Source organism: Mesonia oceanica (assembly GCF_902499555.1).
GTDB lineage: Bacteria > Bacteroidota > Bacteroidia > Flavobacteriales > Flavobacteriaceae > Mesonia > Mesonia oceanica.
Window position 1 is genome coordinate 91,450 of sequence record NZ_CABVMM010000004.1, and the last position, 24,849, is coordinate 116,298.

The 24,849-nt window shown below is 33.2% G+C and carries 22 protein-coding genes and 1 other RNA gene; 7 read left to right on the forward strand and 16 right to left on the reverse strand.

Translation table 11 applies throughout. The features are described from left to right. Positions 1 to 67 precede the first annotated feature (67 nt). Complete coding sequence (locus FVB9532_RS05870; RefSeq protein ID WP_150544278.1) at positions 68 to 1,477, reverse strand: pyridoxal phosphate-dependent decarboxylase family protein; 1,410 nt, start codon at positions 1,475 to 1,477, stop codon at positions 68 to 70. A 73-nt stretch (positions 1,478 to 1,550) separates the two neighbouring features. Further along, positions 1,551 to 3,143, reverse strand: a complete 1,593-nt coding sequence (bshC, locus tag FVB9532_RS05875; protein WP_150544279.1) for a bacillithiol biosynthesis cysteine-adding enzyme BshC — start codon at positions 3,141 to 3,143, stop codon at positions 1,551 to 1,553. A 190-nt stretch (positions 3,144 to 3,333) separates the two neighbouring features. Between bshC and FVB9532_RS05880 the strand changes: the two genes are divergently transcribed. Then, on the forward strand, positions 3,334 to 5,805 hold the full coding sequence (locus FVB9532_RS05880) for a TonB-dependent receptor (RefSeq protein ID WP_150544280.1): 2,472 nt from the start codon (positions 3,334 to 3,336) through the stop codon (positions 5,803 to 5,805). Positions 5,806 to 5,883: 78 nt separating this feature from the next. Here the strand turns inward: FVB9532_RS05880 and rimO are convergent, their stop codons facing one another. Beyond that, positions 5,884 to 7,191: a 30S ribosomal protein S12 methylthiotransferase RimO gene (rimO, locus tag FVB9532_RS05885; protein ID WP_150544281.1), complete on the reverse strand. Its 1,308-nt coding sequence runs from the start codon at positions 7,189 to 7,191 to the stop codon at positions 5,884 to 5,886. Positions 7,192 to 7,689: 498 nt separating this feature from the next. Here rimO and FVB9532_RS05890 point away from each other — a divergent pair, with 498 nt between their 5' ends. The 5 genes from FVB9532_RS05890 (at position 7,690) to FVB9532_RS05910 (ending at position 15,326) form a co-directional block, all read left to right on the forward strand. Then, positions 7,690 to 8,685 (forward strand): HEAT repeat domain-containing protein, encoded by a 996-nt coding sequence (locus tag FVB9532_RS05890; RefSeq protein WP_150544282.1) that lies wholly within the window; start codon positions 7,690 to 7,692, stop codon positions 8,683 to 8,685. Between the two features lie 13 nt (positions 8,686 to 8,698). Continuing rightward, entirely contained in the window at positions 8,699 to 10,105 is a 1,407-nt protein-coding gene (locus FVB9532_RS05895) for a glycosyltransferase family 2 protein (RefSeq protein WP_150544283.1), read from the forward strand. A 38-nt stretch (positions 10,106 to 10,143) separates the two neighbouring features. Next, on the forward strand, positions 10,144 to 13,014 hold the full coding sequence (locus FVB9532_RS05900; RefSeq protein ID WP_150544284.1) for a tetratricopeptide repeat protein: 2,871 nt from the start codon (positions 10,144 to 10,146) through the stop codon (positions 13,012 to 13,014). 64 nt (positions 13,015 to 13,078) lie between these two features. After that, positions 13,079 to 14,800 (forward strand): DUF4838 domain-containing protein, encoded by a 1,722-nt coding sequence (locus FVB9532_RS05905; RefSeq protein WP_194716494.1) that lies wholly within the window; start codon positions 13,079 to 13,081, stop codon positions 14,798 to 14,800. Between the two features lies 1 nt (position 14,801). Further along, a complete protein-coding gene (locus FVB9532_RS05910; protein WP_150544286.1) occupies positions 14,802 to 15,326 on the forward strand; it encodes a DUF1573 domain-containing protein in 525 nt (174 codons plus the stop codon). On the opposite strand, the gene FVB9532_RS05915 is transcribed toward FVB9532_RS05910, so the two are convergent. The 13 genes from FVB9532_RS05915 to FVB9532_RS05975 all read right to left on the reverse strand — a co-directional run bounded on the left by FVB9532_RS05915 (position 15,327) and on the right by FVB9532_RS05975 (position 22,971). After that, positions 15,327 to 15,620: a hypothetical protein gene (locus FVB9532_RS05915; RefSeq protein WP_150544287.1), complete on the reverse strand. Its 294-nt coding sequence runs from the start codon at positions 15,618 to 15,620 to the stop codon at positions 15,327 to 15,329. Positions 15,621 to 15,624: 4 nt separating this feature from the next. Further along, the gene (ftsY, locus tag FVB9532_RS05920) at positions 15,625 to 16,584 is read right to left on the reverse strand and encodes a signal recognition particle-docking protein FtsY (protein WP_150544288.1); all 960 of its coding nucleotides are present in this window, start codon (positions 16,582 to 16,584) and stop codon (positions 15,625 to 15,627) included. Positions 16,585 to 16,796: 212 nt separating this feature from the next. Further along, positions 16,797 to 16,949, reverse strand: coding sequence for a DUF4295 domain-containing protein (locus tag FVB9532_RS05925; RefSeq protein ID WP_150544289.1), 153 nt, complete (start codon positions 16,947 to 16,949; stop codon positions 16,797 to 16,799). Positions 16,950 to 16,955: 6 nt separating this feature from the next. Then, positions 16,956 to 17,138 (reverse strand): 50S ribosomal protein L33, encoded by a 183-nt coding sequence (rpmG, locus tag FVB9532_RS05930; RefSeq protein ID WP_150544290.1) that lies wholly within the window; start codon positions 17,136 to 17,138, stop codon positions 16,956 to 16,958. A 28-nt stretch (positions 17,139 to 17,166) separates the two neighbouring features. Continuing rightward, on the reverse strand, positions 17,167 to 17,406 hold the full coding sequence (gene rpmB, locus FVB9532_RS05935; protein WP_150544291.1) for a 50S ribosomal protein L28: 240 nt from the start codon (positions 17,404 to 17,406) through the stop codon (positions 17,167 to 17,169). 79 nt (positions 17,407 to 17,485) lie between these two features. Further along, positions 17,486 to 18,730 (reverse strand): competence/damage-inducible protein A, encoded by a 1,245-nt coding sequence (locus tag FVB9532_RS05940; protein WP_150544292.1) that lies wholly within the window; start codon positions 18,728 to 18,730, stop codon positions 17,486 to 17,488. Beyond that, positions 18,730 to 19,068: an Hpt domain-containing protein gene (locus tag FVB9532_RS05945; RefSeq protein ID WP_150544293.1), complete on the reverse strand. Its 339-nt coding sequence runs from the start codon at positions 19,066 to 19,068 to the stop codon at positions 18,730 to 18,732. Before FVB9532_RS05945 ends, FVB9532_RS05940 begins: the two co-directional genes overlap by 1 nt. Next, on the reverse strand, positions 19,068 to 19,682 hold the full coding sequence (locus FVB9532_RS05950; RefSeq protein ID WP_150544294.1) for a fumarylacetoacetate hydrolase family protein: 615 nt from the start codon (positions 19,680 to 19,682) through the stop codon (positions 19,068 to 19,070). The genes FVB9532_RS05945 and FVB9532_RS05950 overlap by 1 nt, the downstream gene beginning before the upstream one ends. Positions 19,683 to 19,684: 2 nt before the next feature. Continuing rightward, the gene (locus FVB9532_RS05955) at positions 19,685 to 20,461 is read right to left on the reverse strand and encodes a 3'-5' exonuclease (RefSeq protein ID WP_150544295.1); all 777 of its coding nucleotides are present in this window, start codon (positions 20,459 to 20,461) and stop codon (positions 19,685 to 19,687) included. Positions 20,462 to 20,593: 132 nt separating this feature from the next. Next, positions 20,594 to 22,159, reverse strand: coding sequence for a ribonuclease Y (rny, locus tag FVB9532_RS05960; protein WP_150544296.1), 1,566 nt, complete (start codon positions 22,157 to 22,159; stop codon positions 20,594 to 20,596). Between the two features lie 51 nt (positions 22,160 to 22,210). Next, positions 22,211 to 22,318: non-coding RNA, 6S RNA (gene ssrS, locus FVB9532_RS05965), on the reverse strand. A gap of 60 nt (positions 22,319 to 22,378) precedes the next feature. Then, positions 22,379 to 22,672: a cell division protein ZapA gene (locus FVB9532_RS05970; RefSeq protein WP_150544297.1), complete on the reverse strand. Its 294-nt coding sequence runs from the start codon at positions 22,670 to 22,672 to the stop codon at positions 22,379 to 22,381. 8 nt (positions 22,673 to 22,680) lie between these two features. Beyond that, a complete protein-coding gene (locus tag FVB9532_RS05975) occupies positions 22,681 to 22,971 on the reverse strand; it encodes a coiled-coil domain-containing protein (protein WP_150544298.1) in 291 nt (96 codons plus the stop codon). Positions 22,972 to 23,137: 166 nt separating this feature from the next. Here FVB9532_RS05975 and FVB9532_RS05980 point away from each other — a divergent pair, with 166 nt between their 5' ends. Further along, on the forward strand, positions 23,138 to 24,844 hold the full coding sequence (locus tag FVB9532_RS05980; RefSeq protein ID WP_150544299.1) for a M23 family metallopeptidase: 1,707 nt from the start codon (positions 23,138 to 23,140) through the stop codon (positions 24,842 to 24,844). The last annotated feature ends 5 nt before the right edge of the window (positions 24,845 to 24,849 follow it).

Sequence of the window (24,849 nt, forward strand, 5' to 3'; positions counted from 1 at the left end):
AAGAATTTGAGGTAAAATTCAAATTGAATCTTAGATTAATTTATTAAAGTTAATTGGGTTTTGATTTTTATTCCATCGAAGCTAGAATCTCTGCGATATCTTCTTCAGTTGTATCTGGATTTATAAAACAGAAACGGGAAATGGTTTCTACTTTTTCCTTGCCTCCTGTTTGGCTTGCAGGTTTGGTCCATTTGGTAGGCGTTACCAAAGCAAAACCTGATTGGTGGTTTTTATACGTCCAATCTCTATAATCTTCGGCATCCCAACCAATCCTTTTAAACAATACACAAGACAGGCTTGGTGCTCGTACTAATTCTAAATGTTTAGCTGCTTCAATTTGTTTTGCCGCATTAAGTGCTAAAGAAAGTCCACGTTCAATAGCTTGGGTATATTTCTCTGTTCCGTGCATCGCCAATGAAAACCAAAGCGGCAAACCTCTTAATCTTCTCGTCAATTGAATTTGATAATCGGCCGGATTAAAACCTTGCGCACCTTTATCTTTAAAAATATCGAGATAAGCTCCTTTTTGCGAATGTGCATTTCTAGCCAATTCCATATTTTTATAAATCACCGCTCCACAATCGTAAGGAGAAAACATCCATTTATGTGGGTCGATAGTGATGCTATCTGCTCTTTCTATTCCGTTGAATAAATGCCTTACAGAAGGAGCCGCTAACGCACCACCGCCATAAGCTGCATCTACGTGAAACCATAAGTCTTCTTGCTCACAAACATCGGCTACACTTTCTAAATCGTCGATAATTCCGGCATTGGTAGTTCCTCCGGTGGCTACAACGGCAAATAAACGCTTACGGTCAATTTCACTCAAACCGTCTATTTTTTGCTGAAGCCATTTTCCGTTTAATTTATCTTCCTCATCATCGTCAACCAAAATAATATCGGCATCAATTACTTTTGCCATTGATTTTACAGAAGAATGTGCTCCATTAGAAGTAATTAACAAGGCCTTATAAGCTTTATTTTCTTCATTTTTATCACGCCAAGCTTCCCGTGCAGCAATCATTGCGGAAAGGTTGGCTGAAGTTCCGCCGCTGGTAAACACACCAAAAGCACCTTCGGGCAATCCGGTAAGTTGCACTAACCATTTCATCGCTTGATTTTCACAGAAAATTCCGCCAGCACCGGTCATCCAATAAGCTCCATGAATACTCGCTGCCGAGGTCACCAAATCAAATAAAATGGCAGCTCTGGTTGGTGCGGCCGGAACAAACGCTAAATGTCGCGGATGATCTACGGGAACGGTTGCTTTTACCAAAACATCTTTAAAAAGTTCGAAAGCTTTTTCCCCACCTATCCCTTCTTTGGTTACAGTTTCTCCCACCAAATCCATCAAATCTTGTTCTTGCTTGGGCGAACCCATTTCTGGTGAAGTATTCGAAATTCTATTAATAGCGTATTTCATGATATCTAGCGTCATTTCAACGGTATCGATATCTATGGAGTGCATGCTTTTCATTTTATTCGTTTAACAATGAGACCTCTCGACTCCCCTTTCCTTTTGGCTGACAAGCTCGAGGTGACAATTAATTTTATAAATAGATGATAGAAAATTCTTGTTGAAGGGGTTTTAGTTCTTGTTTTAATTGCTGAATAAGTCCTTTCCCATAAACTTCATAAAACTCACTAAAATTTCTATTGCGTTCTTGCAGACTTTGCTTCGGAAACAATTGATCTTGCAGATTGGTTAATCGCTCTAATTCGTCTTTCAACTTTCTTTTTTGAGCTTTCAACAAACGTTTTTCCAGATGGTCAAGTCCATTGATTTGTTTTTGTTCCTGTGCTGCAACTGCTCCGATAAAAGATTTATCGGTTTTTTCTGCTAATTGATATAAATTTTTAAACTGCTGTTCTAAATGCTTTTTTTGCGGACTAAAATCGATTTCTATATTCGATATTTCCTGTGTTCTTTTGGTTCTTAAATCGGATTGTTTTAAAAATAAATCCTCCATCAAAACGTCTAGGTTGCCGAGTTTCTTTTTTTGTTTTTCTGAAACCAACAAGGCAGAATTACGCAATAATAAAATAGGAAACGGAATTTGCTGACTTTCAAAATAAGCTTTCAACTCAAACCAATAGGCTAATTCTCCTCCGCCACCGATATAACATAAATTAGGAAGAATTGCTTCTTGATATAACGGTCGCATAATAACATTGGGTGAAAAACGCTCGGGATGGTTTTCTAATTCTTCTAAAATTTCAGCTTCAGTAAAACGTAAATCGGTTTCATGAACGATATACACCTCTTCTTCCTTAATGATGCGTTCGCGAATTCCTTCAGCTAAATAAAAAAGATTTATCTCCCTTGGGTTTACTTGAACTTTATAGCCTTTAGCAGCTAATTTATCTGCAGAAGAAGTTACTTTTTCAGAAGAGGTTTGTTGGAGTAATTCTTCTTTTACAAATGGCTTAAAAAGTGTTTTTAACTGAGCATCGTTGCCATCTACAATTACCAATCCATCATCTAAAAAGAGTTGATTGGCGATGTATCTGGTAGCTTCGGTAAGATTTTGATGGGTGAGATAAGCTTCTTGAAATAGCTGAATAAGCTCTTCGGCAGCATCAGAATTACTTAATTGTTCTCGAAATTGAGTCAAGACTTCTTCTAAACCTTCAGTAGAAAACTCTCCTACTGCTCCGGTTTGCGTACTATCCCATTTTATTTTTTCTTTTTTAAAATTGAAGTAATTAATTTCTTCAAAATCGTGATCTTCGGAAGCCATCCAATAAATAGGCACAAAATTGTATTCAGGATAGGTTTCCTTTAATTCTTTAGCTAAGTTAATGGCTGAAATAATTTTATAGAGAAAATATAAAGGTCCAGTAAATAAGTTTAATTGGTGTCCGGTGGTTACGGTAAAAGTATTTTCTTCTGTTAAAGATTGGATATTTTCTTGAGTTGCTTCAGAGACTTCAACATTCTCATATTGCAATTGAAGTGATTTAACCAATACTTTTCGATGTTCTAAAGTGAAAGAATTTTGTTTGGTTTCAACTTGCTTTTTGAAATTTTCTAGTAGCGGGAACTGACTGTAAAATTCACGAAGATTTTCTTTTTCTTCTAAGTAATCTAATAGTAATTCTGAAAAATAATTCGTGTTTCGGTAAGAAATACAGTCGGCCATAAATTAAATTCTCTTAAAATGGCAAAGATACGTTAAGTGCTTATTTTATCTGCTAATTTTTAGTTAAAGACTTATAACCAAACTTTCGTTTAAATTTTATATATAATTAATCTAAATAAATTTTGCCATTAAATTCATGCCTACTATTTTTGCTCAAAATTTAATTGTATTCAATCTAAATAAAAGAAAAATGAATAGATTTTTGTTCTCATTACTAATTATTGGTATTAGTGTTTTTTCTGTAAATGCTCAAACTGGAAACAGTAAAATTACTGGAAAAGTAATAGATGCTAATCACAACCCAGTTCTAGGGGCCAATGTTACTTTAATAAACACGAAGTTTGGAAATGTAACGAATGAAGAGGGTGATTTTCAATTATTGAATGTTCCCACAGGGCCTTACAGTTTAAAAGTTTCTTATGTAGGATTTCAGAATTATACCCAAGAAATTAGTGTTAATTATAATGAAGAGCTTGAACTGGGAAATATAGTACTATCTCACAACGAAGAATCACTGCAAACCGTTTTAATAGAAGGAAACAAAGTAAATAAGTTTTCCCGCGAAAAAAGTTTTTATGTTTCTAAACTTCCTTTAAAAGATATAGAGAACCCTCAAGTTTACAATACGATTACTTCAGAATTAATGGAAAGTCAAGTAATCACCAATTTTGATGATGCATTAAAAAATGCACCAGGTATTTATAAGTTATGGGAATCTACCGGACGTGGAAATGATGGAGCCGGTTATTATTCGATTCGTGGTTTTGCGGTTCAGCCCAGTTTAACCAATGGATTACCTGCATTAACTAACGGCAGCCCTGATCCTGCCAATATAGAACGTATAGAAATTATGAAAGGCCCTTCCGGAACCTTATATGGAAGTAGTCTTATTTCTTATGGAGGTCTAATAAATATAGTTACTAAACAGCCTTATAATTCTTTTGGAGGAAATGTTTCTTATACTACCGGAAGTTATGGATTAAATAGGATTACCGCAGATATTAACGCTCCTTTAAAAGAAGGAGTCGCATTAAGAGTAAATACTGCTTACCACACTCAGAATAGTTTTCAGGATGCCGGATTTAGAAAGTCTTTTTATATAGCTCCATCTTTATCCTATAAAGTTAACGACAAACTTTCTTTCTTGATAAATACCGAATTTTATAATGGGGAAAGCACCAATCCAACCATGTTATTTTTTGACAGAGGTCATGAATTAGCTGTACATAACATGGATGAATTTGCTTACGATAATAAAAAATCTTACACATCAGATGACATTACTATAGAAAACCCGACTTATAGTTTACAAGGACAAATGAATTATAAAATCTCTAATGAATGGACTTCACAAACTGCTATATCTAGAAGTGTAAGTAAATCTAATGGATTATATTCATATTTATATGAAACCACCTCTAATTTCTCTACTACTGATGAAGAAAATGGATATCCTGTAAATGGGGTTTTGCTTGATGAAGGAGTAGTTTTTAGCCGACTGATGAATCATCAAAACTCTACATCCTTAGCTACAGATATTCAACAAAATTTTATTGGTGACTTTAAAATCGGTAATATGAGAAATCGTGTAGTTGCAGGGTTGGATTATTTACAACGCGAAGTAAGAAATAGTAGCAGTGATTATGTTTCTAATGGGCTCATCTATATTGGTAATGCTAGCCAAGCCAATATTAATAATGCTGTGTATGGAAATTCTAATGAAAGCGCTTACATCTCTAATTATGATACCGGAATATTATCTGAGAATGGTATAGACGATTTGCTTTCTTCAAGTCCGGTGACTCCTACCAAAGTAAAGCAAGAAACTTATAGTGCATATGTTTCAGATGTTTTAAATATTCTCCCAGAACTTTCTGTAATGGCGAGTTTACGAATAGACCAATTTGAAAGTGATGAGAATAGCCAAACCGCACTTTCACCAAAATTTGGTTTAGTTTATCAACCTATTTTAAATAAAGTTTCCCTTTTTGCTAATTACATGAACGGTTTCTCCAATGTAGATCCGGTAGTAGGAATGGATAACGAAGGTATTAGCCGAACATTAGAATTTGATCCTGAGCACGCCGAGCAACTTGAAGTAGGAACAAAATTAAACCTTATAAATCGTAAGCTATCAGCTACTTTATCTTACTATGATATTCAAGTAAAAAATATAGTTGTACAAACTGGTGTTGGCGTGTATAATCAAGGAGGAGAGCAATACAGTAAAGGTTTTGAAGCTTATTTAACTGCCAATCCTGTTGATGGGTTAAATATTAATGCCGGTTATAGCTATAATGATAGTAAACTAGAAAAAGGTGCAGCAGACTTTGAAGGTAAAAGACCAGAAAGCGCAGGTCCAAAAAACCTAGCTAACATTTGGGCAACTTATCAAGTGATGCAAGGTTCTTTAGAAGGGTTTGGTTTAGGTTTTGGCGGAAATCACGTAGGAGAAAACTTAATTTTCAATCGCAATCTAGCAGGAACATTCACCATTGATTCATATACTACCTTAGATGCATCTTTATTCTATAAAACAGACAAGTTTGGTATTACTTTAAAATTAAACAACCTTGCAGATAAAGAGTATTATACCGGTTGGTCTACGGTAAACCCTCAAATTGGTAGAAACTTAACTGCAAATTTCACCTATAAGTTTTAACCATATTTAATAATATAAATAAAAATAGCCGGTTTGTTTAAACCGGCTATTTTTATTTTCATTATTATGAAAAGCTTATTATTCAACTATTGGTTCCCCATGCAAATCGAAATCTGCGGCTTCATTAATTTTAATATTGGCAAATTCTCCGGTTTTCAGATAGAATTTTTCGGCATCAATCAATACTTCGTTATCTACATCGGGTGAATCAAATTCGGTTCTTCCTATAAAATAATTTCCCTCTTTACGGTCGATCACACATTTAAAGGTTTTCCCTATTTTCTGCTGATTAAGCTCCCACGAAATTTGTGATTGAATTTCCATAATTTCATTAGCTCGCTCTTGCTTTACTTCTTCAGGAACATCATCTTCTAAATTGTAAGCATGCGTATTCTCTTCATGAGAATAGGTAAAACAACCTAAACGCTCAAAACGCATTTCTTTCACCCACTCTTTTAATTCTTGAAAATGAGCTTCGGTTTCTCCGGGATAACCTACAATTAGCGTAGTTCTAATAGCCATTTGAGGAACAATCTCTCTGAATTTATAAATAAGATCGGTTGTCTTTTTATGGGTGGTTCCGCGACGCATTGATTTTAATAAATCGTCTGAAATATGCTGAAGTGGAATATCTAAATAGTTACAAACTTTTGGTTCATTATTAATAACCTCTAATACATCTAAAGGGAAACCTGTAGGAAAAGCGTAATGTAATCTTATCCATTCAATCCCTTCTACTTTCACTAACTCTTTCAGTAAATCGGCTAATGCACGTTTTTTGTATAAGTCTAAACCGTAATAGGTTAAATCCTGAGCAATAAGGATTAACTCCTTTACGCCTTCCTTGGCTAAATTTTCAGCTTCCTTTACCAAGTTTTCAATAGGGGTAGATTTGTGTCCACCACGCATTAATGGGATAGCACAAAATGAACATGGACGATCACAGCCTTCAGCAATTTTCAAAAAGGCATAATTTTTAGGTGTGGTTGTTAAGCGCTCCCCAATAAGTTCATGTTTATAATCAGCTCCCAGTGCTTTTAGTAAAGAAGGCAATTCAGTAGTTCCAAAATACTGATCAACATTAGGGATTTCGTTTTGTAAATCGGGTTTATAACGCTCAGATAAACAACCGGTCACAAAAACCTTATCAACCAAACCTTCTTCTTTTTGCTGAACAAAGTCTAAAATGGTATTTACCGACTGTTCTTTCGCATTATCAATAAAGCCACAGGTATTAATCACCACTACATTACCCTCCTGCTCATGAACAACTTCTTTGTTATTAGCTTTTAGCTGTCCCATCAATACTTCAGAATCGTAAATATTCTTACTACAACCTAAAGTAACTACATTAATCTTATTCTTCTTTAAAGACTTTGTTCTCATATTAATTTTTAAAATGATGGCAAAGATAAAAAGTATTAAAGAAAGTAACGTGAATTAGGCAACATGATTTAAACTTGATACAAAAAACAAAACCTTACACATAGTAGTTATAATAATGACTATAAACTTCTAAATTTAGATATAATGACATATTTTAAGTAAGTTAACTCTACCATATCTAAAAAATAATACACTTAATCAATATTAAACACCTGTTTATCGATATTTTTTGATATATAATTAATTTTTGTAGAGATTTGTCTTGGTCATTTAACATGAATATTACTTAAATGTCACCTATATCTTATTAACACACAATTTACTTAAGAACCAATACTTTATTATAAATGTATTTAATATTTTAAAATGGAAATTTTTGATTTTTTTGTTAATCTATACTATGAAATAAGGACATTTGCTCCTATTACCCAAATAGTAGTAATTTCAATTTTATTTAGTTCGAGTCTTATCATAACATTGTTTATTTACCTCAGCATGATGAGGTACTATTATAAAAAATTCTCTAAGCATCAGGAAAAACTAAAGCCACAAATTAAAAACCTATTTAAAGAAATACTTTTTGGTGATAGAATTTATACAGAATCTGAGATTGAAAATGATTATGTTAAAATAGTAAAGAAACTTAACCGTGAAAATATAACCTTGGCCATAGATATTTTATTGGAAATAAAGTTCAGGTCTAAGAAAAAATCTGATAGGTATTCGAAAATTGTAGATGCCCTAGAGTTTGATAATTATTTAGAAAAGAAATTGAATTTTTCTAAAAACAGTACGAAAGTAAAAACATTACAAAAATTACAATTATTGGACTTAAAGGAACTGGATGCTAAAGTTATTCCTTTGGCCTACAGTAAAAATAAAGAACTAAGGCGTGAAGCAAGATTTTCTCATCTTCATTTAAGCACGAACGATCCTTACCGTTTTTTAGATGAAATTAAAGGTGACTTAAGTTACTGGGATGAAATTAACTTAATGAAGCTTCTAAAAATCCATAAAGAAAAGAATCAATTAAATAATTTGGGGAAATGGATTAATTATTCTGATAATATTTCTTTGATTATATTTTTAATTAAAGCAGCTGGTAATTTCAAACAAGAAGATACCAAAGAAATATTATTCAACAAACTAAAACATACCAACTATAAAGTTAGGAAGGAAAGCTATAAGAGTTTAGGGAAAATTAAAGCAATAGAATACGAAGAGTATTTAATGAATCATTTTTTTACAGAACATGAGGAATGCCAATTAGCAATTATAGAAAGTATTGGTGATATGAATACAGGAAATGCTGTTGATTTCTTACGAAGAGCTTATGAAGATGCCAAAAGTGTTCATTTAAAAAAAGAAATTGCATTGGTTACCTATAACTATAAAGCTAAATACAATCTTTTTGAAGATTTAAAGTCTGGACAAACCGGTTTTGATAAGACTATATTTAATCATATAGAAACCCAATTAATTAAATTCAAATAAACTAAATACCTTTATGGCTGGAGAATATTTTTTTGAGTACTTTATTTTCTTTTACAGTACTATTCTCATCGCCAGCTATTTAATGCTCGCGATTTTCTCTATTATTTCTATTATAAAATACAAAAGTTATAATTCTAATCTAGACGACGAGACTTTATATAATTCTGACATAGCTCCCGGAATATCGGTAGTCGCTCCAGCTTACAATGAAGAAAAAACAATTATTACCAACGTTCACTCTTTACTTACTTTAGAATATCCTTTGTTTGAAGTAGTAATTGTTAATGATGGGAGTAAAGATAAAACTTTAGAAAAGCTTATCGAAGAATTCGAATTGGTAGAAGTACCTTATGCTTACATAGAAAGAATTAAAACAAAACCTTTTAAACGTATTTTTAAATCTACCAATCCAGAGTTTGATAAACTTACCATTGTAGATAAAGAAAATGGTGGCACCAAAGCAGATGCTTCCAATGCAGGTATTAATGCTTCTGTATTCCCTTACTTTTTATGTACAGATGTAGATTGTATTCTTGCAAGGAATACTCTATTAAAAATGATTAAACCCGTTCTTGTTGAAAAGAAAAAAGTAATTGCCGTGGGTGCTACTTTAAGGATGGTTAATAGTTGTGAAGTAAAAAAAGGAAGAATAACAAGGGTTAGGCCTCCTAGAGATCTTATCCCAAGATTTCAAGAACTTGAATACATTCGCGCCTATTTATTAAGTAAGATGGGATGGTCACTTGTTAACTGCGTACCCAATGTTTCTGGAGGTTTAGGAATGTTTGATAAAGATGTAGCAATTAGATCTGGTGGTTATGATGGAAGGTCACACGCAGAAGATATGGACCTTATTACTCGAATGGTCAGCTATATGATTAATAATAAATTAAAATACAAGATAGGTTATATTCCCTTATCTTGTTGTTGGACAGAAGGCCCTCCCAATGCCAAAATTTTATCTACACAGCGCACTAGATGGGCTGCCGGATTAATTCAATTATTTGTAGTTCACCGTAAAATATTATTCAACCCAAAGTTTAAAAGAATGGGACTCATTGTTTTCCCCTATGCTTTTGTGTTTGAATTTTTAGCTCCTATCATTGAAGTTTGTGGTGTTATTTCTATTATTTATTTAATCCTTTTCGGGAAAATAAACTGGGATTTAGCAGGATTGGTTTTTCTATACTCCTATAGTTTTGCAGTCATGATTTCAATTTTAGTAGTCATTTGGGACAACATTACTTTTAAATATTATAGAAACTTTTCTGAAGTACTAAAACTCATACTCGTAGCATTTTTGGAACCTTTTTTGTATCATCCAATGATTACTTTTTTCGGGATAACAGGTTATTTTAAATTTCTATCGTCTCGAGAATTAGCTTGGGGAACCATGACAAGAAAAGGAGTTGAATCATAGAATAGCTTTTATTTTAAAGTATAGTATATCTTTTATAAATGAAAAAAAAAATTCAAATACTTAAATTCATACTACCGGTATTTATTTTATTGGCTACTTTAGAAGTAAATGCTCAAAAAATAAAAACCTCATCAGACAGTCTATACGATATAGCTAAAGATTGGGGACAAAATCGAGGCAATTATGTAAAAGCCTTAGAAGCGATAAAACTTGCCCATAAAAAAGCCCCAAAAGATATTGATATTCAAGAATATTTAGGTAAATGCTATTTAGAACTTAAGCAATACGATAAAGCCAGATACATCCTACGTAAAGCAGCAGACGCACGTTTGCAAAATTATACCGCCCTACTCTATTTGTTAAATGTTGAGCATCAAACCAAACGTTATTCTTCAGCGATTTGTTATGTTAACGAAATGCTTGAACAAACACCCTACGAAAAAGGCTTGTGGATAAAAAAAATGAACCTCTATAAGGAAATGGGCAACGAGGTAGAAGCCTTACGAGAGCTAAAAAGAATAAAACAAATTTTCCCGGAAGACCACGACATACAAAGAGATTACATCTATATGCTTGAAGAGGAAGGTAGGGATATAAAAAATTCTGAAGATTATGATAAAATTAAAAATATCTATGAATCTATTTTAGAAGAAGATCCCGATAATAAGGAAGCTTATTTAATGCTTATTAAAAATGAGCTAGAAAATAAAGGAGATAAAACTGCAGCTTTAAATTATGCATCCATCGCGCTCAAAAAATTCCCTCAAGATCCTCAAATAATCAGGAAAAATATTGGTCTCATGGAAGAATTAGGTCAATATAATAATGCCATGACCTTACTTGATGATAAAAAGCAACATTTAAAATTAAATGAGTATAGTGAGCTAAATACGTACCTTCAAACGCGGGCTGCCAATTATTATGAAAATACCGATCCTTACCTTATCTACAAAAGAATATATGCAGAAAACCCTGCTAATAGGGAAGCACTAAACTACATCATAAAAACAGCTTTAGCAAAAGGATATTATACAGATGCTGAGTACTATATAAATAAAGGTTTAAAAAGAACACCAACCTCCAAAGATTTACTCAGCAAAAAATTAGCATTGTATAAAGAATTGGAAGATGAAAATAAATACAATAAAACCTTAGAGGAACTTTATTCTTATTACCCAGAAGATGAAGAACTTCAGTACCTATACCAATTAAATAAATTTGAAAAAGCTAAAAGTTATTTAGAGCAAGGTCAACTTTATGAAGCCAAATCTGCATTTTTATTATTAAGAACCGAACCAGAATGGGAAATCTTGGCTAACGAACAACTCTATAATATTGCCATGCAACAAGAAAAGTATGACAAAGCTATGGAGTATGCCATTTTTTTAATTGAAAGCTTCCCTGATAATTCCGATTACCAACTCAATAAAAGTAATATTTACTTTAAAACCCAACGTTATCCCGAAGGACTGGAAATCACAAGAAACCTCACAAAAGACTATCCTGACTCTGAAAAATATGAAGACATTCACCTTTATCAATTATCTATGTACGTAAATGATTTGATGAAGAATGAAGAATACGCCCAAGCTTTAGAGAAAGTAGACGAATTAATAGAGCAACACCCCAGTAAATCACTATACCTTTATAGCATGAATGCTGCGCTAGCTATGGAACATAAGAAAAAAGCAATTGATTTAGGGGAAAAAGCCATAGAAGCTTATCCAAATGATAAAGAGATAGCTTTAAAACTCGCAGATGCTTATTTATTAGACTATAAAACAGATTGGACCATTGCATTGTTGGAACCTTTTTACGAAAGGAATCCATACGATATGGACATAAAAAAAGCTATAGCTATTGCTTACTACAAAAGAGGTATGTATAAAAAAAGGGTAAGTCTTTATACAGCAGCATATGCAGATTTTACCAAATCTGTAGATTATATGCCTAAAGATAATCCGGCCGTTACCGAACTTGTTAGTGCTTATAAAAAAGCAGGAGAAAACTTAAGAGCTTTAACCTACTTAAATGGAAAAATCAAATCACATCCTTGGTTAGATAACCTAAAAGTTGCCAAAGGAAAAGTTTATGAGAACCTTAAAGAATTTGATTCTGCCCTCTATTACCAAAAATATTACAAACCCGATCCCGCAGAAGCAAAAGAATGGAAAAGGCATATAGAATATTTAACCAACAAAACTTACGATAATCAAATTGATGCAAGCTACATGCGATTTGATTCAGACTCCACTCTTTTCGTAAACAGAATGGCTACTTTACATTACACCAAATTCTACACCAATAACGCTTATGGGATTGGAGCCAATTATGTAGCAAGAGATAGAGGTGCCGGTGTTCAATTAACTATTGATTGGCAACATACTTTTAGTCCTACCGTTTATGGAAAGGCCAGTTATTTTTTGGGAACCAAATACTTCCCTAAACATCGTTTACAAGCTTCCATATTCAAGAACCTAGAAAATAATTGGGAGGTAGAATTAGGAGCTCGTTACGATCGTTTACAAGATAGCAGAAACTTAGTAACCGGTATAGTGGGGGCATCTACCACAGTAAATAATTTTTGGTTAAATGCAAGATTCCAATACCTAACAGACTTTGACGATAACTATACCAACTTGGTGGTAAGATCTAAATATAGTATAGAGAATAGGCGGTTTGTTCAACTTATAGCTTCTGTAGGTACAGCACCTTACGATCAAAAATTAGCTTTTCAATACGATACCTTTTTCGATTTTGTACATACAATGGTAGGAGCAGGCTATCAATGGCCGGTCAATAAAAATGTTGCTTTTGGTTTTTACGGTAACTGGTACAATTATAAGATCAGTGAAGATTATTTTCAAAATCAATATCAGCTTACCATGCTATGTGAAATTAAATTCTAATATGGAACAAGTAAAATTCACATACTGTCAGCTTGTTTTCGTATGCTGTTTTTGTTGTTTTACTATGAATTATTCTTCAGCACAAAATAAAACAGAATTCAGTTTTAAATATAGGGATACCTATTTTCCAATGGTTACTAATACTGAAGAATTTAAAGCTGAATATAAAAATACGCCCTTAGATGAAACTTGGGGACTCTGGGGACATAACTTACCCAAATGGATTCCATTTTATATTCCGCAAGATTCACCTGTTTATGCGTTAATAGATAATGATAGAAATAAAGAGCAATTCTGTTTTTCAAGTGAAGAATTAAAAGAAATCATCATTAAAAATATCAAGGACAGGAAAAAATCATATGATTATTATATGATTAACCCTAATGATAATGGTTTGGTGTGTCAATGTGATAAATGCAAAGCAGCGGGAAATACCCAAACCGATGCTAGTCCGGCATTATTTAATTTATTGGGAGAATTGGCCGAAAAATTCCCTAATCAAGAATTTTTCACCACTGCTTACATTAGTGTAAAAACCCCACCTAAGAAACAACAACCCAAAAATGTAGGTGTTTTTTTTAGTACCATTGAATATCAAAAAGGCAAACCCTATCGAGATTTTCCAGAAGCTGATGAATTAAAGAACCAGCTTAAAAATTGGAAAGAAAAGGTAAATGAAATTTTCGCTTGGGAATACGCCTTAAATTATGATGATTACTTCGATTTTTACCCTAACCTAAAAGTACTTCAGGAGAATTTAAAATTTCTAAAAGAAAACGGTATTACCGGAATTTTTATAAATGGTAGCGAAACCTATTCTGCTTTACAAGGAGTAAAAGCCGGCAGCATTGCCAGGCTTCTTATGAAAGTAGATTCAGATTTAAATGAAATTATTTCTGATGAAGTGGAAAAAAGATTTCCTTCCGACACTAATCAATTCATTTGTAATTATTATTTAGCCATTCAAGATGATTTTGCTGAATCTAAAAAACCGATGGGAATCTATAGTGGTATTGGAGAAGCCATAAAAAAATATATTGATTTTAAGAGGTTTAATGAATTTTATAAGCAATTAGAAAAAGCTTCTTCCTTAGAAGAAAATAATTTCAATCTCCAAGCATTGTTACTTTCAGCTACCTTTTTAAAGTTGGAACAAATGCGGTATTTAGGTATGCAACCTAATGGTTACGCTATTTTTAAAGATTTTGAAATTCAAGTTTTACCTGAAACTAAGAAACTACTTGAAAATTTGGCACTACTCGCTAAAAATACTGGCATAGATTATTATGATGAACCAAATGATAAAATTTCAGATTATATTCATCTGTGGAAAAAAGAAATAATCGAAAATGATAAGACCAATTATTTTATTCATCAAAAATTAAAATCCATTTCGCAATTAGATGAAGCCTATTCAAATATCAAAATACTAAATAATGGAACTTATGGGTTTCTAGATTACAACACCAATTGGCTAATCTGTACTGTTGAGAATTTGAAAATTCAAGTTCCTCATCAAGAAATTTATAAAAAAACAAACCAAATTAAAGTGGGTTTATTAAATGACCCTAAACATCAAATCTATTTTCCTACAGAAATAATCCTCCAGAATAATGGTCAGGAAAATAAAGTTACTATCAAGCCTTCTCTAAAAAAAGAAAAGAAAACAATAGAAATCCCTTTAGATTTTAATAAAATTGATGGAGATTTCACGCTAACATTTATACGGCCAAAAAATAAAAAAAGTAAAAATGCAATCGCTTGTGATGAAATTATAATTAATTAAAATGAAACTACTTCCCTACCTATTATTTTTATTTTTGATATACACTTTAATGAGTTGTGATTATTTCTCTGAAAGAGTTCAAAAAGCGATGCCCATTACCTCAATGAGTATTGAAGATCCCGTGAGGCGCTATTATCCAGTAGTTCGTGGAGACACCCTTAAGGTAAGCTATAAGTTTACCAATACCGGCAATTACCCTTTAGTTATAAGAGATGTACAAGCAGGCTGTGCTTGTATTACTATAGATGATTACAATCGTCCCATTAAACCCAACAAATCGGCGTACTTAAATTTTGAATACGACAGTTCTAAAAATATTGGTTATGTAGAGCACTATATTTTAATTATTGCTAATATTAAAGATACATTGACCAATGAAGTGAAATTTTCTACCAATGTAGTTCCAGACCCTTTGGTTATAAGGGATTATGAACAAATTTATCAAAGAAGGAAAGAAAAGTACAATATAAAAGAATTTGTAGATGGTGAAACTAAATTAATGTATTACATCCCTAAGGAAAAGTAATCAACTCATTAAATAATCATAAATCATCACTTCATAATATCGCATTGCCGAAACTATAAGTATTCCTAAAACTACATAAAACCAACTATACGTATTTTTTTTTACCTGAAAAAGTCCCCAAAGTGCCAAGAGTAAAAAAGGAATACTCAATATTAACGAAGCCTTTATAGGATAACCATTAAACACCGCGATAATTTTCATCACTACAAAAAAGACACTATAAAAGAAAACAATTTTAGAGATCGTGGCTTTTGTACGCTCTTTAGAAAAGGGTTTTGGCCTATTTTCTTGCATATCTTTAAATACTCTTTTTAAAAAAAGAATCTACAAACTCATTTTTATTGAATACCTGTAAATCTTCAATGCCTTCTCCTACTCCAATATATTTAACGGGAATTTGAAACTGATCGCTAATACCAATTACCACACCTCCTTTTGCCGTACCGTCCAATTTGGTTACTGCTAAAGAAGTAACTTCTGTAGCAGCTGTAAACTGTTTAGCTTGCTCAAAAGCGTTTTGCCCGGTAGAACCATCTAATACCAATAAAACTTCATCGGGAACGTTATCTACCACTTTCTGCATTACTCGTTTTACTTTAGAAAGCTCATTCATCAAATTTACTTTATTATGAAGCCTCCCTGCGGTATCGATAATCACTACATCTGCATCTTGTTTAATCGCACTTTGTACAGTATCAAAAGCTACACTGGCCGGATCACTTCCCATTTTTTGCTTTACGATGGGAACACCTACACGATCTGCCCAAATTTGTAACTGATCTATCGCTGCTGCCCTAAAAGTATCGCCCGCACCAAGCACCACTTTCTTACCTTGTTTTTTAAATTGATAGGCCAACTTACCAATGGTAGTAGTTTTCCCTACTCCATTTACGCCAACCACCATAATTACATAAGGCTTTTTAGAAGGAACTACAAAATCGGTTGCCTCTCCAGAACCGGTCTCACTTAAAAGTCCGGCAATTTCTTCCCGAAGTATTTTATCAAGTTCTGAAGTACCTAAGTATTTATCCCGAGCCACACGCTCTTCTATTCTATCTATAATCTTTATCGTGGTTTTTACCCCAACATCACTGGTTACCAAAACCTCTTCTAAATCGTCTAAAACTTCATCATCAACTTTAGACTTCCCGGCAACTGCTTTACTTAGCTTACCAAAGAAATTTTCTTTAGACTTTTCTAATCCTTTGTCTAACGTTTCTTTTTTTTCTTTTGAAAAAATCTTTTTAAAAAAACTCATAAGTATACTTTGGTTTGCGTTAGGGATGGAGGCATTTGTTGAAGCTCTTTAGAAATTACTGCATTGAGCAGGAATTGAGAAAAGCGACTGCCGACAGCCCGACCACGCCTTTGGCATGGGAACGCCATAATCATTAATTTTATGCAAATATACAAAAAACAAAAAGCCGCCTTGAAAATTATCAAAGCGGCTTATATATTTTTTTACTACGATTATTTTTCTTTGAAAAAATCGTTTACTTGATCTGGCGCCATAATCTGCTCTTCAAAAACATAAGCTCCAGATTTAGGAGACTTTTTCATTTTGATCGCCTTTGTAAGTCTTTTAGATCCTGTTTGTAACGATGCTACCGATTTCTTTGCCATAACTTATTACTTTATTTCTTTATGAACCGTCATTTTATTAAGAATTGGGTTAAATTTCTTTAACTCTATTCTATCCGGTGTATTCTTTTTATTTTTAGTGGTAATATATCTAGATGTACCTGGTTTCCCTGAGTTTTTATGCTCTGTACACTCTAAAATTACTTGAACTCTATTTCCTTTTTTTGCCATCTTTCTTTGTATTAAGGGTTAAAAGAGATTACTTGTTTAAGAATCCTTTTTCTCTTGCTTCTTTAATTACAGCAGAGATTCCTCTTTTGTTAATATTTTTTAAAGCAGAAGTAGATACTCTTAACGTAATCCATTTATCTTCTTCAGGGATGTAGAAACGCTTTTTTACCAAGTTAGCGTTAAATTTACGCTTGGTTTTATTCATTGCGTGAGAAACATTGTTTCCTACCATCGCTTTTTTTCCCGTAAGTTCACAAACTCTTGACATTTTTATAATCTTTTCTCGTTATTTCAAAACAGGCTGCAAATTAACGATTTTTTTACCCAACTTACAAATATAAAATACTTTATTTTTCTATTTCTTCTAAAATCATCCCTAAAGCTTTGTAAACAGCTTTCTCGGTTACTTTTTCACGCTGCTTCCCTAAATGGTTTTCTATCACTTCTACTCCGTTTGGGCTCGCAATAGCAATATAAACTGTTCCTATTTCGGCATCGCTATCTCCTTTGGCAGGACCTGCATTTCCTGTAGTGGCAATTGCATAATCCGTTCTAAATAAAGCTTTAGCTTTTATCGCCATTTCTTTGGTGATTTCTGGACTTACTACAGAATAGGTATTGATAATTTCTTCTGAAATCCCTAACACATAATTTTTGGTAGCAGTTTCATAAGTAATAATTCCTCCCCTAAAAAATTTGGAAGCTCCAGAAACTGAAGTTAACCTAGAAGCTATTCTCCCGCCTGTACAACTTTCTGCTGTAGTGATGGTTTTGCCTTTTTCTATAAACTTTTGGGCAATCTGCTCTTCTAAACTTCCTTCTCCTTCATAACCTTTTATGATATCGCCTATTAATAAATGAAGTTGCTCTAATTGATGGTCGAGTTCCTGTAACAAAACCTTTTCATCTTGCCCCCGTGCGGATAACCTTAACCTTACACGTCCTAAACTTGGTAAATAAGCCAAGCGAATAAATGGAGGCAAATTACTTTCCCAGTCTTCGATTTTTTGGGCAATAGTACTCTCGCCCATTCCATAGGTGAGTACGGTTTTATGAATTATATAAGGTCTTAGAAAACGTTCTTGAAGTTTAGAAATCACTTCATTTTCCATGAGTGCTTTCATTTCGAAAGGAACACCTGGAAGTGATATATAAACTACTTCACCTTCTTCTATCCACATTCCCGGAGCAGTACCGTGCCTATTAAATAACGCGGTCGCTTTTGATGGAATATAAGCTTGACCTCTGTTTAAATCTGAAATGGGGTCTTTAACATATTTCCTAAAAAGTTCTTCTACATTCTGAAGGACTTCTTCATTTTTCACTAACTCATCGTTAAAGTATTTGCAGAAAGTTTTTTTAGTAATATCGTCCTTAGTAGGCCCTAAACCTCCAGTAACAATTACAATGGAAGCTCTTTGTGAAGCTTCTTTTAGAGTAGTTAGAATATGGTTTTCTTCATCTTGTACAGAAGTAATTTGCTGTACATCAATTCCTATTTTATTGAGTTCTTTGGCTATAAAAGCTGAATTGCTATCTACTATTTGACCGATTAGAATTTCATCGCCAATGGTAATAATTTCTGCTTTCATTACAGATTATAGTCGCGCTTTAATTCGTTACAAACCGTTAAAACAGTACTTTCTATCTCGCGTGCATCTTTCATTACATCATCTTTCTTTAGATCACTTTTAGACCAATGCTCCAACCTTTTTACATTTTCATCTAAATGAAGACCAAATATTTTCAAATTAGGCTTCATTTTGTGCGCTATTTGATATGTAAGTACCGCATTATGGTTATCGATAGCGTCATTCATAGCAGCTACATCTTCCGGCAATTCTTCTATAAAGGTTTTAAGCATTTCTTTTAAAAACACTTCATCTCCTTCTGCCATCTCCTTTAAATTATCTAAATTATAAATACTCATTATTTTACTTTTATTTCAAAAATATCTTTTTCTTCTATTTTCCCGGTCAATATATCTTCTGGATAAACTTTGCCTACACCTTTTGGAGTTCCTGTAAAAATAACATCACCTATTTTTAACGTAAAAAATTGCGAAACGTAAGCAATAATTTCATCTATTTTCCAGAGCATTTGTGATGTATTTCCTTGTTGAACAATCGCTCCGTTTTTTTCTAAAGAAAAATTCATATTTTGAAGGTCAGAAATTTTTTCTTTAGAAATCCATTTTTCTCCAATAACAGCCGACCCATCAAAAGCTTTGGCTTTTTCCCACGGCAATCCTTTTTCTTTTAATTGGTTTTGCACATCTCTTGCCGTAAAATCTATACCTAAGCCAATTTCATTATAATACTTATTGGCAAATTTAGACTGAATATATTTACCAACTTTATTAATCTTTACCAAAACTTCAACTTCATATTGTAAATCTTCTGAGAATTCTGGTATAAAAAACGGTTGTTTTTTTAAAAGTACAGAAGTATCTGGTTTTAAAAAAATTACAGGGTCTTTTGGTTTTTCATTTTGAAGCTCCTCAATATGATCTGTATAATTTCTACCTATACAAATTATCTTCATTTTTAATTAAGTTTATCGGTAAGCTTTCTTAATTTAATGGCCGTTAATACTTTTTTGGTATAAAGTGGAAAATCTGCATTTTGAATCCAATTATAATAGCCAGGTTCTTCTTCTAAAACTTGTTCAACCAACTTACCACGGTTTTTACCAAAAGAAAACACTTCTTCTCCTTTTTTATTGTATGAAATAAAACCTGCAAAATCTGCATGTTTTTTATGTGCACTAAATTCGGCTAACCACTTGGTATCATTTTCTAAGTCTGGGTAATGATCCAATTGTGATTCTAACACTTCAAAAGTAGCATTGGTATCTGCTTCGGCACTATGGGCATCGGTTAAATCTTTATCGCAGTAAAACTTATAGGCCGCTTCTAAAGTTCGCTTTTCTTTTTTATGAAAAATAGTCTGCACATCAATAGCTACAGCATTTTTAATATCAAAATCTACTTCTGCCCGTAAAAATTCTTCTGCCAACAGAGGTATATCAAAGCGATTGCTATTGTAGCCTCCTAAATCGCAACCTTTAATAATGCTGAATATTTTTTTTGAAAGCTCTTTGAAAGTGGGCTCATTCGCCACATCTTCATCTGAAATCCCATGAATTTTTGTAGTTTCAGCAGGAATGGCTACTTCTGGGTTTACCAACCAACGGTAACTTTCTTTATTTCCGTTGGGAAAAACTTTTAAAATAGCTATTTCTACAATTTTATCTTTCGCAATATTGGTTCCGGTAGTTTCTAAATCAAAAAAACAAATAGGCTTATTGAGATTGAGCTTCATAAATTAATTTTTTGCAAAGATATACGTGATGACTTTCTAAAAAAAATTCTATTCTGTAATTATTTTTTTGAATATAAAACAAAAAAGCGTCTGCTTAAAACAGACGCTTTTTTATTCTTATTTGCTACATTATTATTTAGCTATATTTACTGCTCTAGTTTCTCTAATCACAGTAACTTTTACCTGACCGGGATAAGTCATATCTGTTTGTATTTTTTGAGAAATCTCGAAAGACAAGTTGCTTGCTTTTTCATCATTTACTTTTTCGCTTTCTACAATGACACGCAATTCCCTACCAGCTTGAATGGCATAAGCTTTCTTAACGCCACCAAAACCAAAAGCTATTTCTTCTAGGTCTTTTAAACGTTGAATGTATGAATCCAAGACTTGACGTCTTGCGCCAGGTCTCGCTCCACTAATAGCATCACAAACCTGAACGATAGGTGAAAGCAACGAAGTCATTTCTACCTCGTCGTGGTGAGCTCCAATAGCATTACACACATCTGGTTTCTCCCCATACTTTTCTGCCCATTGCATTCCTAAAATAGCGTGAGGAACTTCAGTTTCTGTTTCCGGTACTTTACCAATATCGTGCAATAATCCTGCACGTTTCGCCAATTTAGGATTTAAACCAAGTTCTGCTGCCATTACTCCACAAAGTTTTGCTACTTCCCTAGAGTGTTGTAATAAGTTTTGACCATAGGAAGAACGATACTTCATTCTACCAATGGTTTTTATCAATTCAGGATGAAGCCCGTGAATACCTAAATCGATCACGGTACGTTTACCAATTTCAATGATCTCTTCATCGATCTGTTTACGGGTTTTTTTAACGACTTCTTCAATTCTCGCTGGGTGAATCCTTCCATCGGTAACCAATTTATGCAAAGACAACCTTGCAATTTCCCTTCTTACAGAATCGAAACAAGATAGTATAATCGCTTCTGGAGTATCGTCTACAATAATTTCTACACCGGTCGCGGCTTCAATAGCGCGAATATTTCTTCCTTCACGCCCGATTATTCTACCTTTTACATCATCACTTTCCAAGTTAAATACAGAGACACAATTTTCCACCGCTTCTTCTGTACCTATACGTTGTATAGTATTGATGATTATTTTCTTGGCTTCTTGCTGCGCCGTCATTTTAGCTTCCTCAATCGTATCTTGAATAAGCGCCATGGCTTCTGTTTTGGCAGATTCTTTTAAGGATTCTACCAATTGATCTTTAGCTTCTTCAGCACTAATACCACTAATCACTTCTAATTGTTGTACTTGACGCTGATGTACTTTATCAATCTCTTCCTGTTTTTTCTCCAGGTATTCATTTCGATAATTGTAATCTTTTACCTTATCTTCCAGTTCTTTATTGAGTTTCTTGTTTTTTGAAAGTTCACTAGAAACTTGGGATTCTTTATCTTTGGTACGTTTTTCTGCGTCGGCAATTTTCTTATCACGGGAAAGGATTACCTTTTCATGTTCAGATTTTAATTCTATGAACTTTTCTTTTGCCTGAAGGATTTTATCTTTTTTCTTGCTTTCCCCGTCTGCGGTAGCTTCCTTAATTATCGATTTTGCTTCTTTTTCAGCTTCATTGATAATGGAATTGGCCCTTTTCTTGTCAGCTGATTTTGAGACAAAAAAGCCAACTGCCAATCCAACAATTAACGCTACGACTCCTATTATTACTATTTCCATAATTTAATTTATATATATAAAAAAAGCCTGTATTAGCATAGAATTATGTCTAAACTCCGTTTAAACAGGTTTAGGGCTAACTAGCTGATCAAGGATCCGTTCAAAGACGGCTTGCTTTTACAACTATGACTCACCCTTTTTAATGATAACATGTTGAGTTTATCAAATTGTGATGACTAATACAGGCAGTAAACCTAATTTATTTTAATGAACGTATGGCTAACCTAAGTATTCTTGCAAAAGCTGATTTAAACTTTCCAGTTTTTCTTCTGCTTTCATGACTTGGTTACTATTATCTATTGTTTTTTGTTCGCTTTTTGCTGCAAATTGCAAAGCACACATTGCCAATACATCTTGCTTATCACGAACAGCATAACTCTGCTCAAATTGCTTAATTACCTTCTCTATCTCTTTTGCAGCTTTACGCAATCCTTCTTCTTGATGAGGAAAAACGGTGAGCGGATACACCCGATCTGCAATAGATATTTTAATTTTCAACTTTTCATTCTTCATAAAGAAGATTATTCAGAGAGTTGAACAATACATTGATCTATCTCTCTTATTAAGCTGTTTATTTTGAGTTTCGTTTCTCTTTTATATTCGTTACTGCCCAGCATTGCGTTGGCAGTTTTAAGCATTTGGGTTTGATTCTCGAGAGAACTTATTTTAGAAGTGAGTTGTGTACTATTTTGTTTTTCAGCTTTTAATTCTTCTTGTAACTGTTGGTTTTCCTGCTCTAAAGCCTTGTATTTATATAGTAACTTACTAATCTTTTGTTCTAGTGAATCAACTTTTTCTACCAATTTACTCATCTACCATTCACGTAATACTTACGCACAAAGTTAACATGCCTTTATTAATATGCCAATAGTTTTTTCTGTAATTTTTATACTAAACTTGCTATTTTTCCAGTTTTTGTTATTAAAAAGAAGTTTTTATATTTAAACCCAGCCCCTTAACAATTTTACAATTCAGTTTATGAGAACCGCATTTTTGTTTGTATCTTTTTTATGTTTATTTCTCAAAAGTTTTTCCCAAGAGGACATTCCACAAGATTACTTTGAAAGTCCGTTGGAAATCCCCTTAATTTTATCGGGGACTTTCGGTGAATTACGCTCCAATCACTTTCATAGTGGTATGGATATTAAAACACATCAGCAAACCGGTTTAAATGTATTAGCTTCTGCTTCAGGATATGTAAGTAGAATAAAAGTTTCTCATTTTGGCTACGGAAAAGCGTTATATGTTCAACATCCCAATGGATACACTTCTGTTTACGCTCATTTAAAAGAATTTGCCCCAGAAATTGAAGCATACATAAAAGAACGCCAATACGCTAAAGAAAGTTATGAAATCGAAGTTTTCCCAGAGGCTGATGAACTCCCTGTTAAACAAGGTGAGGTAATCGCTTATAGCGGAAACAGCGGTGGTAGCGGCGGACCTCATCTTCATTTTGAAATCAGGGATAGTCAAGCCAGTCCTATGAACCCAATGCTATTTGGCATTGCTATTAAAGACACCCATTATCCGATGGTAAAAGGTATTTTCGCTTATCCAGTGTCAGAAAATGCACATATTAACAACAAAGGTTCGCGCGATAAACTTCGAGTAATTCCATTAGGAAATAACGAATACAAAACAGAAGACATCAAAGCTTTTGGGAAAATTGGTTTTGGCGTAAACACTGTCGATTTACTGGATTATGCCGCTAATAGAAACGGAGTGAATTTAATTGAAACATTTTTGAATGGGAAAAAACTCCTTGCTATTGATTTTAATAAATTTTCATTTGCCGAATCTCGTTACATCAACGATTTTATTGATTATGCTTATTATGAAACCAACCACGACAGATTTCAAAAATTATTTATTGAGAATAACAATCCGTTAAGTATTTTTAAATGGAAAGAAGATGACGGCTACATTAACATCACCAATGATAGTTTAGATTACGATTATAAAATAAAAATTCAGGATTATGAAGGGAATACTGCCACTATTCGAATTCCTATCATTCCTAAGGAAATTCCTTCCGAAGAAATTATAAAACCAGAAGAAAAAGTTACTGATTACTACGTAAATGCAAATGAAGCCACCGCTTTTGATGAAGATGGCTTTGATATATATATCCCAAGGAATGCACTCTATAAAAGTGAATATTTAGATATTAAATCTAATGGGGAAAGTATTAGTGTACATCACCCTGAAACTGCTCTTCACAAAAACATTACCATTGGTTTTGACGTAAGCCGATATAGTGATAAAGACAAAGAGAAACTTTATATTGCTAGAATGAGCGATTGGGGCCGTCCCTACTACTCTACTACATACAAAAAGCAAAACCGCTTTACGACAAGAACAAAAACGTTTGGTACTTATAAATTAGCTGTAGATGACACACCACCTTTGGTAAAACCTGTAAATTTTAGAGAAGGAAAATGGATGAGCAATTACCGTTACCTAAAATTTAAAATTAGTGATAACCTCTCGGGAATTAGTAGCTACAGGGCAACCATCAACGGTAAGTTCATTTTAATGGAATACGATTATAAAACCAATAGTTTGGTTTACGATTTTAATGATCATGTAATTACTGATGCCACAGAAAATAATTTAAAGCTCATCGTTGTTGATAATGTAGGAAATAGTACTACATTTGAAGGCACATTTTTCAGAAAAAATTAAAGTAT